This is a genomic window from Caballeronia calidae (genome assembly GCF_900044055.2).
Classification (GTDB): Bacteria; Pseudomonadota; Gammaproteobacteria; order Burkholderiales; family Burkholderiaceae; genus Caballeronia; species Caballeronia calidae.
The window spans coordinates 35,280-50,851 of record NZ_FCOX02000032.1; the positions used below are offsets into that span (position 1 = coordinate 35,280).

General features: G+C 62.4%; 14 protein-coding genes. 9 read left to right on the forward strand and 5 right to left on the reverse strand.

What is annotated here, in order from left to right:
* The first annotated feature begins 42 nt into the window (after positions 1 to 42).
* The 3 genes from rplQ (at position 43) to dsbD (ending at position 2,752) form a co-directional block, all read left to right on the forward strand.
* On the forward strand, positions 43 to 438 hold the full coding sequence (gene rplQ / locus AWB78_RS25410; protein WP_008344047.1) for a 50S ribosomal protein L17: 396 nt from the start codon (positions 43 to 45) through the stop codon (positions 436 to 438).
* Between the two features lie 156 nt (positions 439 to 594).
* Positions 595 to 927, forward strand: coding sequence for a divalent-cation tolerance protein CutA (cutA, locus tag AWB78_RS25415; protein WP_062608731.1), 333 nt, complete (start codon positions 595 to 597; stop codon positions 925 to 927).
* Positions 920 to 2,752 (forward strand): protein-disulfide reductase DsbD, encoded by a 1,833-nt coding sequence (gene dsbD, locus AWB78_RS25420; RefSeq protein ID WP_062608732.1) that lies wholly within the window; start codon positions 920 to 922, stop codon positions 2,750 to 2,752. Before cutA ends, dsbD begins: the two co-directional genes overlap by 8 nt.
* A gap of 55 nt (positions 2,753 to 2,807) precedes the next feature.
* On the opposite strand, the gene hemB is transcribed toward dsbD, so the two are convergent.
* A complete protein-coding gene (gene hemB / locus AWB78_RS25425) occupies positions 2,808 to 3,806 on the reverse strand; it encodes a porphobilinogen synthase (protein WP_062608733.1) in 999 nt (332 codons plus the stop codon).
* 255 nt (positions 3,807 to 4,061) lie between these two features.
* The gene (gene yihA, locus AWB78_RS25430) at positions 4,062 to 4,724 is read right to left on the reverse strand and encodes a ribosome biogenesis GTP-binding protein YihA/YsxC (RefSeq protein ID WP_062608734.1); all 663 of its coding nucleotides are present in this window, start codon (positions 4,722 to 4,724) and stop codon (positions 4,062 to 4,064) included.
* A gap of 303 nt (positions 4,725 to 5,027) precedes the next feature.
* Between yihA and AWB78_RS25435 the strand changes: the two genes are divergently transcribed.
* The 5 genes from AWB78_RS25435 to msrQ all read left to right on the forward strand — a co-directional run bounded on the left by AWB78_RS25435 (position 5,028) and on the right by msrQ (position 11,130).
* Positions 5,028 to 5,702, forward strand: a complete 675-nt coding sequence (locus AWB78_RS25435) for a c-type cytochrome (RefSeq protein ID WP_062608735.1) — start codon at positions 5,028 to 5,030, stop codon at positions 5,700 to 5,702.
* 173 nt (positions 5,703 to 5,875) lie between these two features.
* Positions 5,876 to 8,107 (forward strand): cytochrome c biogenesis protein ResB, encoded by a 2,232-nt coding sequence (locus tag AWB78_RS25440; RefSeq protein ID WP_062608736.1) that lies wholly within the window; start codon positions 5,876 to 5,878, stop codon positions 8,105 to 8,107.
* Between the two features lie 4 nt (positions 8,108 to 8,111).
* Complete coding sequence (ccsB, locus tag AWB78_RS25445; RefSeq protein WP_062608737.1) at positions 8,112 to 9,314, forward strand: c-type cytochrome biogenesis protein CcsB; 1,203 nt, start codon at positions 8,112 to 8,114, stop codon at positions 9,312 to 9,314.
* A 151-nt stretch (positions 9,315 to 9,465) separates the two neighbouring features.
* Entirely contained in the window at positions 9,466 to 10,455 is a 990-nt protein-coding gene (gene msrP, locus AWB78_RS25450; protein WP_062608738.1) for a protein-methionine-sulfoxide reductase catalytic subunit MsrP, read from the forward strand.
* Positions 10,456 to 10,458: 3 nt separating this feature from the next.
* Complete coding sequence (gene msrQ, locus AWB78_RS25455) at positions 10,459 to 11,130, forward strand: protein-methionine-sulfoxide reductase heme-binding subunit MsrQ (RefSeq protein WP_062608739.1); 672 nt, start codon at positions 10,459 to 10,461, stop codon at positions 11,128 to 11,130.
* Between the two features lie 46 nt (positions 11,131 to 11,176).
* On the opposite strand, the gene lysA is transcribed toward msrQ, so the two are convergent.
* Together lysA and lptM are read right to left on the reverse strand one after the other, a co-directional pair.
* The gene (lysA, locus tag AWB78_RS25460; RefSeq protein ID WP_062608740.1) at positions 11,177 to 12,439 is read right to left on the reverse strand and encodes a diaminopimelate decarboxylase; all 1,263 of its coding nucleotides are present in this window, start codon (positions 12,437 to 12,439) and stop codon (positions 11,177 to 11,179) included.
* A gap of 43 nt (positions 12,440 to 12,482) precedes the next feature.
* Positions 12,483 to 12,749, reverse strand: a complete 267-nt coding sequence (lptM, locus tag AWB78_RS43840) for an LPS translocon maturation chaperone LptM (protein WP_074173535.1) — start codon at positions 12,747 to 12,749, stop codon at positions 12,483 to 12,485.
* Between the two features lie 35 nt (positions 12,750 to 12,784).
* Here lptM and cyaY point away from each other — a divergent pair, with 35 nt between their 5' ends.
* Positions 12,785 to 13,102 (forward strand): iron donor protein CyaY, encoded by a 318-nt coding sequence (gene cyaY / locus AWB78_RS25465; protein ID WP_062608741.1) that lies wholly within the window; start codon positions 12,785 to 12,787, stop codon positions 13,100 to 13,102.
* Between the two features lie 56 nt (positions 13,103 to 13,158).
* Here cyaY and AWB78_RS25470 read toward each other — a convergent pair whose 3' ends face one another.
* Positions 13,159 to 15,567, reverse strand: coding sequence for a penicillin-binding protein 1A (locus AWB78_RS25470; RefSeq protein WP_062608742.1), 2,409 nt, complete (start codon positions 15,565 to 15,567; stop codon positions 13,159 to 13,161).
* Between the last annotated feature and the right edge of the window lie 5 nt (positions 15,568 to 15,572).

The following is a 15,572-nucleotide window of genomic DNA, read 5'->3' on the forward strand; positions in this document are numbered from 1 at the left end:
GCAATAGAAGAGCTGGATCAAAACTCGTTAAAGGAACTGAAAATGCGTCATAAGCATGGTCTGCGGAAACTGAACCGCACGAGCAGCCATCGTCTGGCAATGCTCCGCAATATGTCGAATTCGCTCATCGAGCACGAAGTCATCAAGACGACGCTGCCGAAGGCCAAGGAACTGCGCAAGGTCGTCGAGCCCCTCATCACCCTGGGCAAGAAGCCGTCGCTCGCAAACCGCCGTCTGGCGTTCAACCGTCTGCGCGATCGTGATTCCGTCGCGAAGCTGTTCGACGTTCTCGGCCCGCGCTACGCGAACCGTCCGGGTGGCTATCTGAGCATCCTGAAGTTCGGTTTCCGCGTCGGCGACAACGCGCCGATGGCGCTGGTCCAGTTGATGGATCGCCCGGAAGTCGAAGAGACGGAAGAAGTGCAAGAAGCGGAATAAATTCCGGTTCGGGTTGTTAGTGAAAAGGCCAAGCTCAGCTTGGCCTTTTTGCATTCTGGCTGCGACATTTCAGCGCGACGGGCCGTAAAGATGCGCCGCTGCCGGCGATGCTACGATATGCAATTGGCCTGTCACGCTTTTCCACGGAGCACCTGAGTGAACGTCCCCGTCGTTTTGATGCTTTCCACGTTGCCCGATGCCGCCGCGGCCGATGCGCTCGCGCAAGCGGTGCTGGAAGCGCGGCTCGCTGCCTGCGTGACGAATCTTGGCGGGGTGTCATCGCAATATCACTGGAAGGGCGCGCTGGAGTCGTCGCAGGAAGTGCAGTTGTTGTTCAAGACGAGCATCGCGCGCAGCGAGGAGTTGCAGCGCTTTGTCGACGCTCGGCATCCATATGAAACGCCCGAAATCCTCGTCTGGCAGGTGGACGCTTCACCGGCCTATGGACAGTGGGTCAACGCAGAAACGCAGCGTCCTCTTCATGTTTGAGCTTTCTCGTCTCATTGCGCGGCGATTCTTCGGCGCCTTCCTGTTCCTCGCGGCGCTTGCGCTGCTGTCGGGCGCCGTGCGCGCGGCCGACGATTTTCTCGATCCCGATGTCGCGTTCAAATTCAGCGCATCCGAGAAGCCCGGCGAAGTGGACGTGCGTTACAAGATCGCGGACGGCTATTACATGTACCGCGAGCGTTTTGCGTTCGCGGTGAAGAGCGGCGATGCAACGATCGGTGCGGCGCAACTGCCGGCCGGCAAAGTCCATTTCGATCAGACATTCAACAAGGACGTCGAGACGTATCGCGGCGAGTTGATCATCCGTATTCCGGTGACGCAGGCAAAGGGCCCGTTCGAACTCGCCGTGACTTCGCAAGGATGCGCGGATCAGGGCATCTGTTATCCGCCGATGGAGAAGACGTATCGCGTCAAGGGCGACGCGCTGCAACCGCCGGGCGCGTCCCCGTCTGTGCCTGTCACAGTCGGGGACAATAGCCGTTCATGGTTCGAGCGCGCGACGAACGCCGATTACGCGCAATCGATGCTCGAAGGTGGCGGATTTTTCGCTGTTGTCGGACTGTATTTTCTCGCAGGCATCGTGCTGAGCCTGTTGCCATGCTCGTATCCGATGATCCCGATTCTCTCCGCGATCATCGTCGGTGAAGGCGCGCGTGTGACGCGCACCCGCGGATTTGCATTGTCCGTGTCGTACGTGATCGGCATGGCGCTCGTGTACACCGTGCTCGGCATCGCGGCGGCGCTGATCGGCCAGAGTCTCGGCGCGTGGCTGCAGAACCCGTGGGTGCTCGGCGCGTTCGGCGTGCTGCTCGCCGCGTTCGCCATCGCGCTGATTTCGGGCGTCGACATCGCGTTGCCCGAGCGCTGGCAGAGCGGCGTGAACGAGGCATCGCGGCAACGCAGCGGCGACAAGTTTGCGGCCGTCGCGGTGATGGGCGCGCTTTCCGCACTCGTCGTCGGCGCGTGCATGACCGCGCCGCTTTTCGCGGTGCTCGCATTCATCGCGCATACCGGCAACGCCGTGCTCGGCGGCGCGGCGCTCTTCGCAATGGGCATCGGGCTGGGCGTGCCGTTGCTCATCATCGGATTGGGCGCGGGCTCGATCCTGCCCCGCGCCGGCGTGTGGATGGATGGCGTGAAGGTGTTCTTCGGCGTCGTGCTGCTCGGGGCGGCGTTGTGGATCGTGTGGCCCGTCATCGGCAGTGTCGCGCAGATGTTGCTCGCGGCGCTGTGGCTGTTGATCGCGGCGGCATCGCTCGGGCTGTTCTCGTCGGGCGCGACGGCGCCTGTCGGCATATGGAAGCGGCTCGGGCGCGGCCTCGGCGCCGCATTCGCGATCTGGGCCGCGACGCTGCTCGTCGGGCTGGCGGCGGGTTCGACGGATCCGCTGCGTCCGCTCGCCGTACTGGCTTCGAGGGGCGACTCGTCCGCGTCCGCGACAACGCCAGGGCCAATGTTCGCACCGGTGCGCTCGTCGGCGGAACTGGACTCGGCGGTCAAATCGGCTGCACGCCCCGCGATGCTCGATTTCTACGCCGACTGGTGCGTGTCCTGCAAGGAAATGGAGAAGCTGACCTTCTCCGACGTCCGCGTGCAGGCGCGCCTCGCGCAACTCAATCTGCTGCGCGCGGACGTGACCGCCAACAACGCCGACGACCAGGCGCTTCTGAAGCGCTTCAGGCTGTTCGGTCCGCCGGGCATCATTTTCTTCGATGCGCAGGGTAACGAAGTCGCGCGCGTGGTCGGCTACGAATCGGCCGATACGTTCCTGAAGAGTCTCGACAAGGTCGGTCCTTCGAACGGGTAAAAAAGAAGGGCGATGCCGTGAAGCATCGCCCTTCTCACATCTGAAGCAGGAAAACTTACTTCGACGCCCGCAGAATCCGCGCGGCATCCAGCGCGAAATACGTCAGCACGCCATCCGCGCCCGCGCGCTTGAACGCGAGCAGCGCTTCCATCATCACCTTGTCGTGATCGATCCAGCCGTTCTGCGCGGCCGCCTTGATCATCGCGTACTCGCCGCTCACCTGATACGCGTAAGTCGGGAAGCGAAACTCGTCCTTCACGCGGCGCACGATATCGAGATACGGCATGCCCGGTTTGACCATCACCATGTCCGCGCCTTCCTCGATGTCCATGCGCACTTCGCGCATCGCTTCATCGGAGTTGGCCGGGTCCATTTGATACGTCATCTTGTTGCTCTTGCCGAGATTCGCGGCCGAGCCGACGGCATCGCGGAACGGACCATAGAACGCCGACGCGTATTTCGCCGCGTACGCCATGATGCGCGTATGAATGTAGCTTTCGCTTTCGAGCATCTCGCGGATCGCGCCGATGCGGCCGTCCATCATGTCCGAAGGCGCGACGATATCGACGCCGGCTTCAGCCTGCGTGCGCGCCTGCTCGACGAGGATCTCGCTGGTTTCGTCGTTCTTCACGTAGCCTTCTTCGTCGAGCACGCCGTCCTGGCCGTGGCTCGTGTACGGATCCAGCGCGACGTCGGTCAGCACGCCGAGCATCGGGAAGTTCTTCTTCAACTCGCGCACGGCGCGCGGAATCAGACCTTCGGGATTCGTGGCCTCGCGCCCATCGGGCGTCTTGAGCGATGGCTCGATCGCCGGAAACAGCGAAATGACCGGCACGCCCAGTTCGACGCACTGCTCGGCGACGTTCATCAGCAGGTCGACGGAGGTGCGCTCGACGCCGGGCATCGACGGCACGGCTTGCCGCGCATTCGTCCCTTCGACGATGAACACCGGATAAATGAGGTCGTTCGTGGTGAGGAGGTTTTCGCGCATCAGACGGCGCGAGAAGTCATCGCGGCGCATGCGGCGCGGACGATGGTGTGGATAGAAGCTCATATTTCGACTCGAATGGGTGATCTTCAGGGGAGGTCGAAAACGTGTCGCAGAACGCGCGTAAATCCTTGCCGAACAAGGACTTGGCCGCGTCTGAAACCGTTTTGAGACAATGGTATATCATACCGATCGAGCGAGGCGCTTGCCGCCGGACTCCCCGCTTCTCCTCCCTGAGCGGGTGCCTGTCGAACTTCGATTAGGCTATTAACCCGCCGTCATTCGGCGGGTTTTTTTATGCCCGAGCGTGCGTGAGACGGCTCACTCGGCTGTGCCTTCCGACGCGTTCTCGCCGGCTTCTTCGGGCATCAGCCAGCTTTCGCACTGTTCGTGTGCTTCATCGAGACCCGTGCGCTTGAGCGCGGAGAAGAGCTGCACGGTCAGTTCGCCGCGATAACCGGCGTCCTTGTATTCCGCGAAGGATTTCTTCGTCGCGCGCAGGGCGTTGGTCATCTCCTGTCGCGTCAGTTTGTCGCACTTGGTGAGCAGCGCGTGAATCGGTTTTCCGGTCGGCGCGAACCAGTCGATCATGATGCGATCCAGGTCCGTGAGCGGGCGGCGCGAATCCATCATCAGGATCATGCCGCACAGTTGCGCGCGGCTTTGCAGATAGGTGGAAAGCAGCCGCTGCCAATGCTCCTTCGCGGCACCCGGGACTTCGGCGTAACCGTAGCCCGGAAGATCGACGAGATAACCGACCGGCGCGTCTTTCGGCCCGACCGAGAAGTAGTTGATGTGCTGCGTGCGTCCAGGCGTCTTGCTCGCGAACGCGAGCCGCTTCTGATTGCACAGGATGTTGATCGCCGTCGACTTACCCGCGTTCGAGCGCCCCGCGAATGCGATTTCCGGCTGCGGCGTAGGCGGCAGATCGCGCAGATGATTGACGGTGGTGAAGAAACGGGATTGGTGAAGCAGAAATGACATTGGCGGACCCAATCGAATGAGCGGTGAATACCAGAAGCCTTGAGAACCCGGCGAATACTGGGCATGCCCCGACTGGCGTCTTTGCGTGTAGCGGGTTATTGTACAATACGACGGATTTTTAAAGATCAGCGCGGGCACGCAAGACCCAAGCCGCAGGCGGCACCCATAGAGGAGCGAGACAGTTTTTGGGGCACTTTTTGAGCCTCTTCGTTCAGCGAGTTCGGGTATCTTGCGGCGATGATCGGTCGCCGTCGTTTTTTGCAGAACCTCACATTCTCACAAGACGAAAAACAGGGTACGCGAATGAACCGACTGTACAGGTCTCTGGTGGTGATTCGGGCAGCGGCGGCTTTCGGTGCAGGTTTGAGTGGATTAGCGGTATCGGCGTCAGTGAATGCGGCGGAGCCCGCGCAACCGGCGAAGCCGGATGCGGCGAGAGGCCAGGCCATCGCGACCCAGGTGTGCGCGGCGTGTCACGCGGCCGACGGCAACAGCGCCGGCGCGGCGTTTCCGAAGCTCGCCGGCCAGCACGCGGAATACATCGTCAAGCAGTTGAAGGATTACAAGACGCAGCCGGGCGCAAAGGCGCCGGCGCGCAACAACCCGATCATGGCGGGCATCGCGGGCGCGCTGTCGGAGCAGGACATGGTGAACGTCGCGGCGTATTTCGCGTCGCAGAAGGCCAAGCCCAACTACGCGCGCGACAAGAACGACGTCGCGCTGGGTCAGAAGATCTACCGCGGCGGGATCGCGGACAAGGGCGTGCCGGCGTGCGCGGCCTGCCACGGTGCGACGGGCATGGGCATCCCGGTGCAGTATCCGCGGCTGTCGTGGCAGTGGGGCGATTACACCGTTGCGCAGTTGAACGCCTTCGCATCGGGGCAACGCGGCAACAGCGAGCCTATGCATCAGATTTCCTCGCGCCTGAATGAAGCGGAGATGAAGGCGGTTGCCGACTACATCGCCGGTTTGCATTAAACGCAGCAGTCAGCGTCCAGCGGTTCCCAACATCAAAAAGGGAATCGCCCATACTACGAAGCCGGTCCCGGGAAGATCCGAGAAGACCGGCGCGAAAACAAGAAAAGGGTGGGACGTCGGTCGATGAGACCGCCAGCGTCTCCACCCTTTTTTGCTGTCCAGTCGGAGTTTGAATGAGCGTCACCACATCGGGTATGCAGTCGAAGTCGGGCCGCCGGGCCTTCAGGCATTTCGTCGAGCTGGTCAGTTCGATGCGCTTCGCCATTGCGTTGCTGGTCGTTCTGGCGATCGCGAGCATCATCGGCACGGTGCTCACGCAGGACGATCCGTATCCCAACTACGTCAATCAGTTCGGCCCGTTCTGGGCAGACATCTTCCGTGGCCTCAGCATCTACACCGTGTACAGCGCATGGTGGTTCATGCTGATCCTGATCTTCCTCGTGATCTCGGTGTCGCTGTGCGTCATCCGCAACAGCCCGAAGATGATCGCGGACATCAAGAGCTGGAAGGATCGCGTGCATGAAGGCGGTCTGCGCGCGTTTCATCACAAGGGCGAATTCACGGTTGCGGCGAACCGCGTGCAAACCGCGACGACCCTCGAGCGCGTGGCCGCGAAGATGGGTTATCGCACCGTCACGCGTCAGACGGACAACGGCGCGACGCTCATCGCGGGCAAGCGCGGCGCGATGACCAAGATCGGCTATATCTCGGCGCACGTGGCGATCGTGGTGATCTGCATCGGCGGGCTGCTGGACAGCAATCTGCCCATCAAATTGCAGATGTGGATGTTCAACAAGACGCCGATCAACAGTAACGCCGTCATCAACGACATTCCCGCCGAGCATCGTCTGTCGACGTCGAATCCCACATTTCGCGGCTACGCGTGGGTGCCCGAGGGCCAGTTCGTCGGCACGGCGATCCTGAACCAGCAGGACGGCTCGATCATCCAGGATCTGCCGTTCTCGATTCAGCTGAACAAGTTCATCGTCGACTACTACTCGACCGGCATGCCGAAGCTCTTCGCGAGCGATATCGTGGTGATCGATCACAAGACGGGCAAGCGCATTCCGGCGCGCGTCGAGGTGAACAAGCCGTTCACCTACGACGGCGTCTCGATCTATCAATCGAGTTTCCAGGACGGCGGCTCGAAGCTCGAAATGACCGCCTGGCCGATGACCGGCGGCAGCGCCAAAACCGCGCCCTTCAACGGCACGATCGGCGGCACGGCGCCCATCGGCACGCAGTTCACGGGCGCGCAGGGCGAAACCGTCGAGTTCACCGATTTCCGCGCGATCAACGTCGAGAACATGACCGATGGCAGCGGCGCGCCGGACGCGCGCGGTGTCGGCAAGAAGGAAACGCTGCGCGATGCGTTCGACGAGCGCCTCGGCTCCGGCGCGAAAACATCGAAGCCGACCGATCTGCGCAACGTCGGGCCGTCGGTGCAATACAAGGTGCGCGGCACGGATGGCCAGGCGCGCGAGTACAGCAACTACATGCTGCCGGTGGATGTGAGCGGCCAGCGCATGTTTCTCGCGGGCATGCGCGTGAGCCCGAACGATCCGTTCCGCTATCTGCGCATTCCCGCCGACGAGCAGAGCACCGTCAAGCAATGGATGGACTTGCGCGCGGCGCTCGCCACGCCCGCGACGCGCGCCGAAGCGGCGCACCGTTTCGCGCTGCGCTCGGTGCCGCAGGAAAACGGCGAGCTGCAGAAGCATCTGGAGGAAAGTGCGATCCGCGTGTTGAACCTCTTCGCGGGCGCGGACGAAACGGGCAAGACGAGCACGAATCCTCAGATGATTGGCGGTTTCCAGAGCATCGCGATGTTCATCGACAAATCGGTGCCGAAGGGCGAGCAGGAAAAAGCCGCCGGCCTGCTGATGCGCATGCTCGAAGGCGCGATGTGGGACGTATGGCAGATTTCCCGAGAGCAAAATGGCCTGCCCGACGCTAAAGTGGATGAAAAGAACTCCGCGTTCGTGCAGTCGTCCATCAACGCGCTTTCCGACAGCTTTCTGTACGGTTCGCCCGTCTTCCTGCAACTGGACAACTTCAAGCAGGTGCAAGCTTCGGTATTCCAGTTGACGCGCGCGCCGGGTAAAAATCTGGTGTATCTTGGCAGCCTTCTGCTGGTGGTCGGCATTTTCGCGATGTTCTACGTGCGCGAACGCCGGCTCTGGTTCTGGCTCAAAGATACAGGGCAGGGCGGCGCGAGCGTGCTGATGGCGATGTCCACGGCGCGCCGCACGTTCGATTTCGAGAAGGAATTCGTGCGCACGCGCGCGCAGATCGCGGCGGCGCTCGGCGTGAAGCCGGCGGGCCCGGCCGATCCGTCCCCGGCATCCGGTGCGCCCCGGCACTCGCAATCCGAGACCCCGAGCTCGGAAGTTTCAACACGGTAAGATCATGGACCTCACACAATCCTCCCCCCGCGCAACCGTTCAGACGGAGCGTCCGGCATCGGATCTTCCCGATGTCGCCGTGTTCGACGATCGTCCTTTCTTGCGCCGGCTCGGCGTCATCGACTGGCTGTTCGCGCTCGCGATGGTCGCCGGCGCCGGCTTCGCGCTGAACCGCTATCACGCGTACATGGACGTGTACGACACGGCCGTGCTGGTCGGCGCGGTGCCCACGTTCGTCGTGCTCGGCTGGCGCTGGAAGCCCGTGCGCCTTTTGATCGCGCTGATCGCGGTGCTGGCGCTGTCGTCGATCCAGTTGTATCAGCACGATCTCGCACGCGCCGAGACCAATTTCTTCCTCAAGTATTTCCTGTCGAGCCAGTCCGCGATTTTGTGGATGAGCGCGCTTTTCATCCTCGCGACGCTCTTCTACTGGATCGGTCTCGTGACGCGCTCGCAGACAGGCGGCGCGATCGGCTCGCGCATGACGTGGGTCGCGGTGCTGATGGGCTTCACCGGCCTGATGGTGCGCTGGTACGAGTCGTACATGATCGGCTCGGACGTCGGCCATATTCCGATCTCGAATCTGTATGAAGTGTTCGTGCTGTTCTGCCTGATCACGGCACTGTTCTATCTCTACTACGAGCAGCATTACTCGACGCGGCAAATGGGCGCGTTCGTGCTGCTCGTGATCAGCGCGGCGGTCGGGTTCCTGATGTGGTATTCGATCGCCCGCGATGCACAGCAGATTCAACCGCTCGTGCCCGCGCTGCAAAGCTGGTGGATGAAGATCCACGTGCCGGCGAACTTCATCGGTTACGGCAGCTTCGCGCTCTCCGCGATGGTCTCTGTCGCGTATCTCGCGAAACAGCGCGGTTTCATGGCGGACCGTCTGCCGTCGCTCGAAGTGCTCGACGACGTGATGTACAAGTCGATCGCCGTCGGCTTCGCGTTCTTCACCATCGCGACGATTCTCGGCGCGCTGTGGGCCGCGGAAGCGTGGGGCGGCTACTGGAGCTGGGACCCGAAGGAAACGTGGGCGCTGATCGTGTGGCTGAACTACGCGGCGTGGCTGCACATGCGCCTGATGAAAGGTCTGCGCGGCGCGGCGGCGGCGTGGTGGGCGCTCACGGGCCTGATCGTGACGACTTTCGCGTTCCTCGGCGTCAACATGTTCCTGTCGGGCTTGCATAGTTACGGCAAGCTCTGATCGGGCCGCATCGATTCAGAAAAAAACCGCCATGCGCCCCGCTGGCGGTTTTTTTTCGCTTTGCGGTGGAATACTGGCATCCATACTGCTGTTTTCGACCGTATCGGCATAGAGCCGCGACGCGTCCGGCGTCGCAATGAAAGGAACGGAAATGTGGATCGGAAGAAACCGTCATCTTTACGGTGGCGATATCGCAAGTCACGAGATCACGCCGCGCGACGTGTTCGAGAACCGTCGCCGCGCGCTCCGCTCGATCGGCGCATTCGCTGCGACCGGGCTCGCGGGCGCGAGCGGCCTCGCCCATGCAACGCTGACCTCGCCCGATGCGAAAGGCCAGAAGCTCGCCGCGACGACGAACGCCAGATTCGTCGCGCTCGACAAGCCGACGCCGCTCAAGGACATCACGTCCTACAACAACTTCTACGAGTTCGGCACCGACAAGGGCGATCCCGCCGAACACGCAGGCACGCTGCGCCCTCGGCCGTGGAAAGTGTCGGTCGAAGGCGCGATCAAAAACCCGAAGGTCTATGACATCGACGATATCCTGAAGCTCGCGCCGCTCGAAGAACGCGTGTACCGGCTGCGCTGCGTCGAAGGCTGGTCGATGGTGATTCCGTGGATCGGCGTGTCGCTTTCCGAGCTGATCAAGCGCGCCGAACCGCAAGGCAACGCGAAGTACGTGCAGTTCATCACGCTCGCCGATCCGTCGCAAATGCCCGGTCTCTCGACGCCGATCCTCGAATGGCCATACTCCGAAGGCCTGCGCATGGACGAGGCGATGAATCCGCTCACGCTACTGACCGTCGGCCTGTACGGCGAAGTGCTGCCGAACCAGAACGGCGCGCCGGTGCGCGTCGTGGTGCCGTGGAAGTACGGCTTCAAGAGCGCGAAATCGCTCGTGAAGATCCGCTTCGTCGAAAAGCAGCCGCCGACGAGCTGGAACCTCTACGCGCCGAACGAATACGGCTTCTATTCGAACGTGAACCCGAACGTCGATCATCCGCGCTGGAGTCAGGCGACGGAGCGGCGTATCGGTGAGGACGGTTTCTTCCAGCCGAAGCGCAAGACGCTCATGTTCAACGGCTACGGCGATCAGGTCGCGTCGCTGTATCAGGGCATGGACCTGAAGAAGAATTTCTGAGCGATGCCGTCTGCTTCCCAAATCAAAGGAACGCGCGCGACGGTCAGCGTTCAGTCGGGGCCGCGCTGGGTCGTGCCGGCGAAGGTGGCCGTGTTCGTCCTGATGCTGTATCCGCTCGCGCGCCTCATCGTGCTCGGCATGACCGGCGTGAACGGTGGCCTGAGCGCGAATCCGATCGAGTTCATCACGCGCTCGACCGGCCGCTGGACGCTCGTCTATCTGTGCATCACGCTGGCGATCACGCCGGTGCGTCGCATGACCGGCATCACGGCGCTCGCGCGCTTTCGGCGGATGATCGGCCTGTACGCGTTCTTCTTCGCCGTGCTGCACTTCACTACCTACATCTGGTTCGACAAATGGTTCGATGTCGCGGAGATGCTGAAGGACATCGGCAAGCGGCCGTTCATCACGGTGGGTTTCGCGGCGTTCGTGCTGCTGATTCCGCTCGCCGTGACGTCGCCGAAAGCGATGGTGCGCAAGCTCGGCCGCCGCTGGCAGACCTTGCATCGCGCGATCTACCTGATCGCCGCGCTCGCGATCCTGCATTTCTGGTGGATGAAGGCGGGCAAGCACGACTTCGAGCAGCCAAAGATTTACGGCGCGATCGTGATCGCGTTGCTCGGCTGGCGCGTGATCGCGTGGTGTCGAACGCGCGCGGCACGGCGACGCGCATAAAAAAAGCGATGCCTCGGCATCGCTTTTCTATGGAAGCGCTTGCGCTTCAGTCCGGCAGAATCGATTCCCCGGCGAACAACTGCTTCACCTCTTCGCGCTCGCGCACGAGACGCGCGCGTTCGCCATCGACCATGATTTCGGCGGCGCGCGGACGCGTGTTGTAGTTCGAGCTCATCACGAAGCCATACGCGCCCGCCGAGCAGATCGCGAGCAGATCGCCGGGCTCGACGGCCAGTTCGCGGTCACGACCGAGCCAGTCGCCGCTTTCGCACACCGGACCGACGACATCGTACTTGTGCGCTTTCGCATCACGCTTCACGACCGGCACGATGCGATGAAACGCCTCGTACATCGCCGGGCGCGCGAGGTCGTTCATCGCGGCATCGACGATTGCGAAGTTCTTTTCCTCGCCCGGCTTCAGAAACTCGACGCGCGTGAGCAACACGCCCGCATTGCCGACGAGCGAGCGTCCCGGCTCGAAATACACTTCGCGCTGACCATGGCCACTCGTCTCGATGTGATCGAGGACCGTCTTCACGAACACGCCGATATCGGGCGGCGTTTCGTCGTCATAGGTGATGCCCAGACCGCCGCCGACATCGACGTGACGAATGCTCATGCCGTCCGATTCGATCTGCGCGACGAGCTCGAGCAACTTGTCGACCGCATCGAGATACGGGCTGATTTCGGTGATCTGCGAGCCGATATGGCAGTCGATGCCGACGACATCGAGGTTCGGCATTGCATGCGCTTGCGCGTAAGTCGCGCGCGCATCGCTGAACGCGACGCCGAACTTGTTCGACTTGAGACCGGTGGAAATATACGGATGCGTCTTCGCATCGACATCGGGATTCACGCGCAGCGAAACGGGCGCCTTCTTGCCGAGCGACTTCGCGACTTCGTTCAGCGCGTGCAGCTCGGGAATCGATTCGACGTTGAAGCACTTCACGCCGGCTTCGAGCGCCTCGCGCATTTCCGCCGCCGATTTGCCGACGCCCGAGAACACGGTGTTTTCCGCCTTGCCGCCCCCCGCGAGCACGCGCGCGAGTTCACCCGACGACACGATGTCGAAGCCCGCGCCCATGCGCGCGAACACGTTGAGCACCGCGAGATTGCTGTTCGCCTTCACCGCGACGTGCACGGTCGCGCGGCGGCCCGCGCAGGCATCGGCGTAGGCATGATAGGCGCGCGTCAGCGCATCGCGCGAATAGACGTAGAGCGGCGTGCCGAACTGCTCCGCGAGCGACGCGGCTGAGACGCCTTCGGCATGCAGAACGCCGTCGACATAGTGGAATGCGGAATCACTCATGCGTGGAATCGAAAATGCGCGGGTGAGCGCGCGAGGCGGAAGATCAGTCAGCGGACGAAGCGGGCTTGGGCGCCGAGTTCAGAGTGGTCTCAGGCGCAAGCGTCAATGGCTGGCCCGATGTGTTCGGAACGCTACCCTGAGCGGCATTCGAAGGCGGCGTATTCTGGAGATCGTTGGGACGTTGCGGCAGCGGCGGCACCGTAGGCAGATAAAGCGGACCGCGTTGACCACAACCACTGAGCGAGAGTGTTGCCGCGGCGCCGATGCTCAAAGCCGCTACAATCGCGCTCATCCTGAAAACGACTCGCATGACCGTCCCTAAACGTTTAATCGATGGAGTTTAGCATGACAGACCAGGAATACCTGACGCTGGCGGAGGCCGCACTGACAGCCATCGAGCGCTCGGTGGACCAGGCCGAGGCCGATATCGAATTCGAGCGCAGCGGCAATGTGCTGACCTTGGAATTCGAGAATCGCACGAAGGTGATCGTGAACCTGCAGCCGCCGAAACACGAAATCTGGCTCGCGGCGAAGGCGGGCGGATTCCACTACAAGTACGTCGACGGCGCATGGCGGGACACGCGCGACAACAGCGAATTCTTCGCGACGTTGAGCAAATATTCGACGGAGCAGGCCGGCGAGCCGATCAACTTCAAGGCATAAAAAAAGCGAGCGGACCGCGTGATCCGCTCGCTTCGGGCATCGCAAGGGCTCGGCTGCTATTGGCCCTTGAACAGATTCATGATGTCCTGCCTTTCCTGGGCGCCGACTTCAGGCGTGGGCGCGGTCACACCGGACACGCCTTCCTGCGGCGGCGCCTGACTGACGCCGATCGTCGCGACGAAGCCGTGACCCGGCGTCATATCGTCGAAGTACAGCTCGTTGCCGAGCGATGTGATGTCGGGCGGTATCAACGGCTTGTACTCGGGCACGCCCTTGAGCGCCTTGCCCATGTAATCCATCCAGACCGGCAGCGCGAGACCGCCGCCCGTTTCCTTGTCGCCGAGGCTGCGCGGATTGTCGTAGCCGATCCACGCAATCGCCACGAGCGAGCGCTGATAGCCGGCGAACCATGCATCGCGCGAATCGTTCGTCGTACCCGTCTTGCCGGCGAGATCGCCGCGCTTCAGCTGATTCGTCTTCGCGCCCGTGCCGTGCTGCGCGACGCTCTGCAGCAGGCTGTTCATCACGAACGCGTTGCGCGGCGTGATCGCGAGCGGCGCGCTTTGCTGCGCGACGAGCGGCTGCGGATGCGAGACGACGCGGCCGTAAGGATCGGTGATGTCGGCGATCAGATACGGATTCACGCGATACCCGCCGTTCGCGAACACCGCATAGCCCGCCGCCATCTGCAGCGGCGTGACGAGACCCGCGCCGAGCGCCATCGGCAAGTAGGCGGGATGACGGTCCGCGTCGAAGCCGAAGCGCGTGATGTATTGCTGTGCGTACTTCGTGCCGATATGGCTCAGGATGCGGATCGACACCATGTTCTTCGAGCGCTGCAGCGCCGAGCGCATGGTCATCGGGCCGTCGAAGCCGCCGCCGTAGTTCTTCGGCTCCCACGCCTGGCCGCCGGTCTCGGCCGCGCTGAAGAAGAGCGGGCCGTCGTTGATGATGGTCGCAGGCGAAAGACCCTTCTCCAGCGATGCCGAGTAAATAAACGGCTTGAAGCTCGAACCTGGCTGACGCCACGCCTGCGTCACGTGATTGAACTTGTTCTTGTTGAAGTCGAAGCCGCCGACGAGCGCGCGGATCGCGCCATCCTGCGGCACCATCGATATCAGCGCGCCTTCCACTTGCGGCAGTTGCGTGATGACCCAGTCGCCGTTGTCATCTTTCATGAGACGCACGATCGCGCCCGGACGAATGCGCGCGTTCGGCTGGGCCTTTGCGCTCAGCGCGAACTGCACGAAGCGCAGATCGTTGCCGCTGATCGTCGCCGTGTTGCCGTCGAGGAAGCTCGCCTTCACTTCCTTCGGGCTCGCGGATGTCACGACCGCCGCGACGATCTCGCCGTTGTCCGGATGCTCGGCGAGCGCATCGTCGATGGCCTGCTCGCGATCATCCGGGTTCGACGGCAGGTCGATATAACCCTCCGGCCCGCGATATCCATGCCGATGCTCGTAGTCCATCAGGCCCTTGCGCACCGCGCGATAGGCGGCGTCCTGGTCGCCTGAATCGATCGTCGTCACGACATTCAGGCCGCGCGTGTACGCTTCCTCGCGGTACTGCGCGTACATCATCTGGCGCACCATTTCCGCGACATATTCGGCGTGCACGCTGAATTCGCGTCCTTGCCCCTTCACGACGATCGGCTGCTTCACCGCCTGCTCGTACTGATCCTGCGTGATGAAATTCAACTCGCGCATGCGTTGCAGGATGTACTCCTGCCGCACCTTCGCGCGCTTGGGATTGACGACCGGGTTATACGCGGACGGCGCCTTCGGCAGGCCCGCGAGCATGGCGGCCTCGGCGAGCGAGACATCCTTCAGATCCTTGCCGAAATAGACGCGCGCCGCGCTCGCGAAGCCATATGCGCGCTGGCCAAGATAGATCTGATTCATATAGACCTCGAGAATCTGATCCTTGGTGAGCGCGCGCTCGATCTTGTAGGCGAGCAGCATCTCGTAGATCTTGCGCGTGTAGGTCTTCTCGCTCGACAGGAAGAAATTGCGCGCGACCTGCATCGTGATCGTGCTCGCGCCCTGCGACGCATGCCCGTTGGTCAGCGCGACCGAGCCCGCGCGCAAAATGCCGGTGAGATCGACGCCGCCGTGGTCGTAGAAGCGCGCGTCCTCGATCGCGAGCACCGCTTTTTTCAGATGATCGGGCACGTCCCCAATGCGCACGACGCTGCGGCGCTCTTCGCCGAACTCGCCGATCAGCACGTGATCGGCCGTGTAGATGCGCAGCGGCACCTTCGGCTTGTAGTCGGTCAACGCTTCGAGCGAAGGCAGGTTCGGCATCGCGACGACGAGCGCGTAACCGAACACGAGGCCCGCGCACACGACGAGCGCAAACATGCTGACGAAAAATCCGAGCAGAAGCCGCGCCCACCACGGGCGCTTGGCTTTCTTTTGCCCTTCGGGCGGCGTGGACGGCGAGTTGTTCGGAGAAGAAGATTGCATAGCAC

Excerpts from the sequence above, each read along its gene's own strand:
- rplQ (WP_008344047.1), top strand. The coding sequence starts at position 43 with ATGCGTCATAAGCATGGTCTGCGGAAACTGAACCGCACGAGCAGCCAT.
- dsbD (WP_062608732.1), top strand. The coding sequence starts at position 920 with ATGTTTGAGCTTTCTCGTCTCATTGCGCGGCGATTCTTCGGCGCCTTC.
- hemB (WP_062608733.1), bottom strand. The coding sequence starts at position 3,806 with ATGAGCTTCTATCCACACCATCGTCCGCGCCGCATGCGCCGCGATGAC.
- yihA (WP_062608734.1), bottom strand. The coding sequence starts at position 4,724 with ATGTCATTTCTGCTTCACCAATCCCGTTTCTTCACCACCGTCAATCAT.
- AWB78_RS25435 (WP_062608735.1), top strand. The coding sequence starts at position 5,028 with ATGAACCGACTGTACAGGTCTCTGGTGGTGATTCGGGCAGCGGCGGCT.
- AWB78_RS25440 (WP_062608736.1), top strand. The coding sequence starts at position 5,876 with ATGAGCGTCACCACATCGGGTATGCAGTCGAAGTCGGGCCGCCGGGCC.
- ccsB (WP_062608737.1), top strand. The coding sequence starts at position 8,112 with ATGGACCTCACACAATCCTCCCCCCGCGCAACCGTTCAGACGGAGCGT.
- msrP (WP_062608738.1), top strand. The coding sequence starts at position 9,466 with ATGTGGATCGGAAGAAACCGTCATCTTTACGGTGGCGATATCGCAAGT.
- msrQ (WP_062608739.1), top strand. The coding sequence starts at position 10,459 with ATGCCGTCTGCTTCCCAAATCAAAGGAACGCGCGCGACGGTCAGCGTT.
- lysA (WP_062608740.1), bottom strand. The coding sequence starts at position 12,439 with ATGAGTGATTCCGCATTCCACTATGTCGACGGCGTTCTGCATGCCGAA.
- lptM (WP_074173535.1), bottom strand. The coding sequence starts at position 12,749 with ATGCGAGTCGTTTTCAGGATGAGCGCGATTGTAGCGGCTTTGAGCATC.
- cyaY (WP_062608741.1), top strand. The coding sequence starts at position 12,785 with ATGACAGACCAGGAATACCTGACGCTGGCGGAGGCCGCACTGACAGCC.
- AWB78_RS25470 (WP_062608742.1), bottom strand. The coding sequence starts at position 15,567 with ATGCAATCTTCTTCTCCGAACAACTCGCCGTCCACGCCGCCCGAAGGG.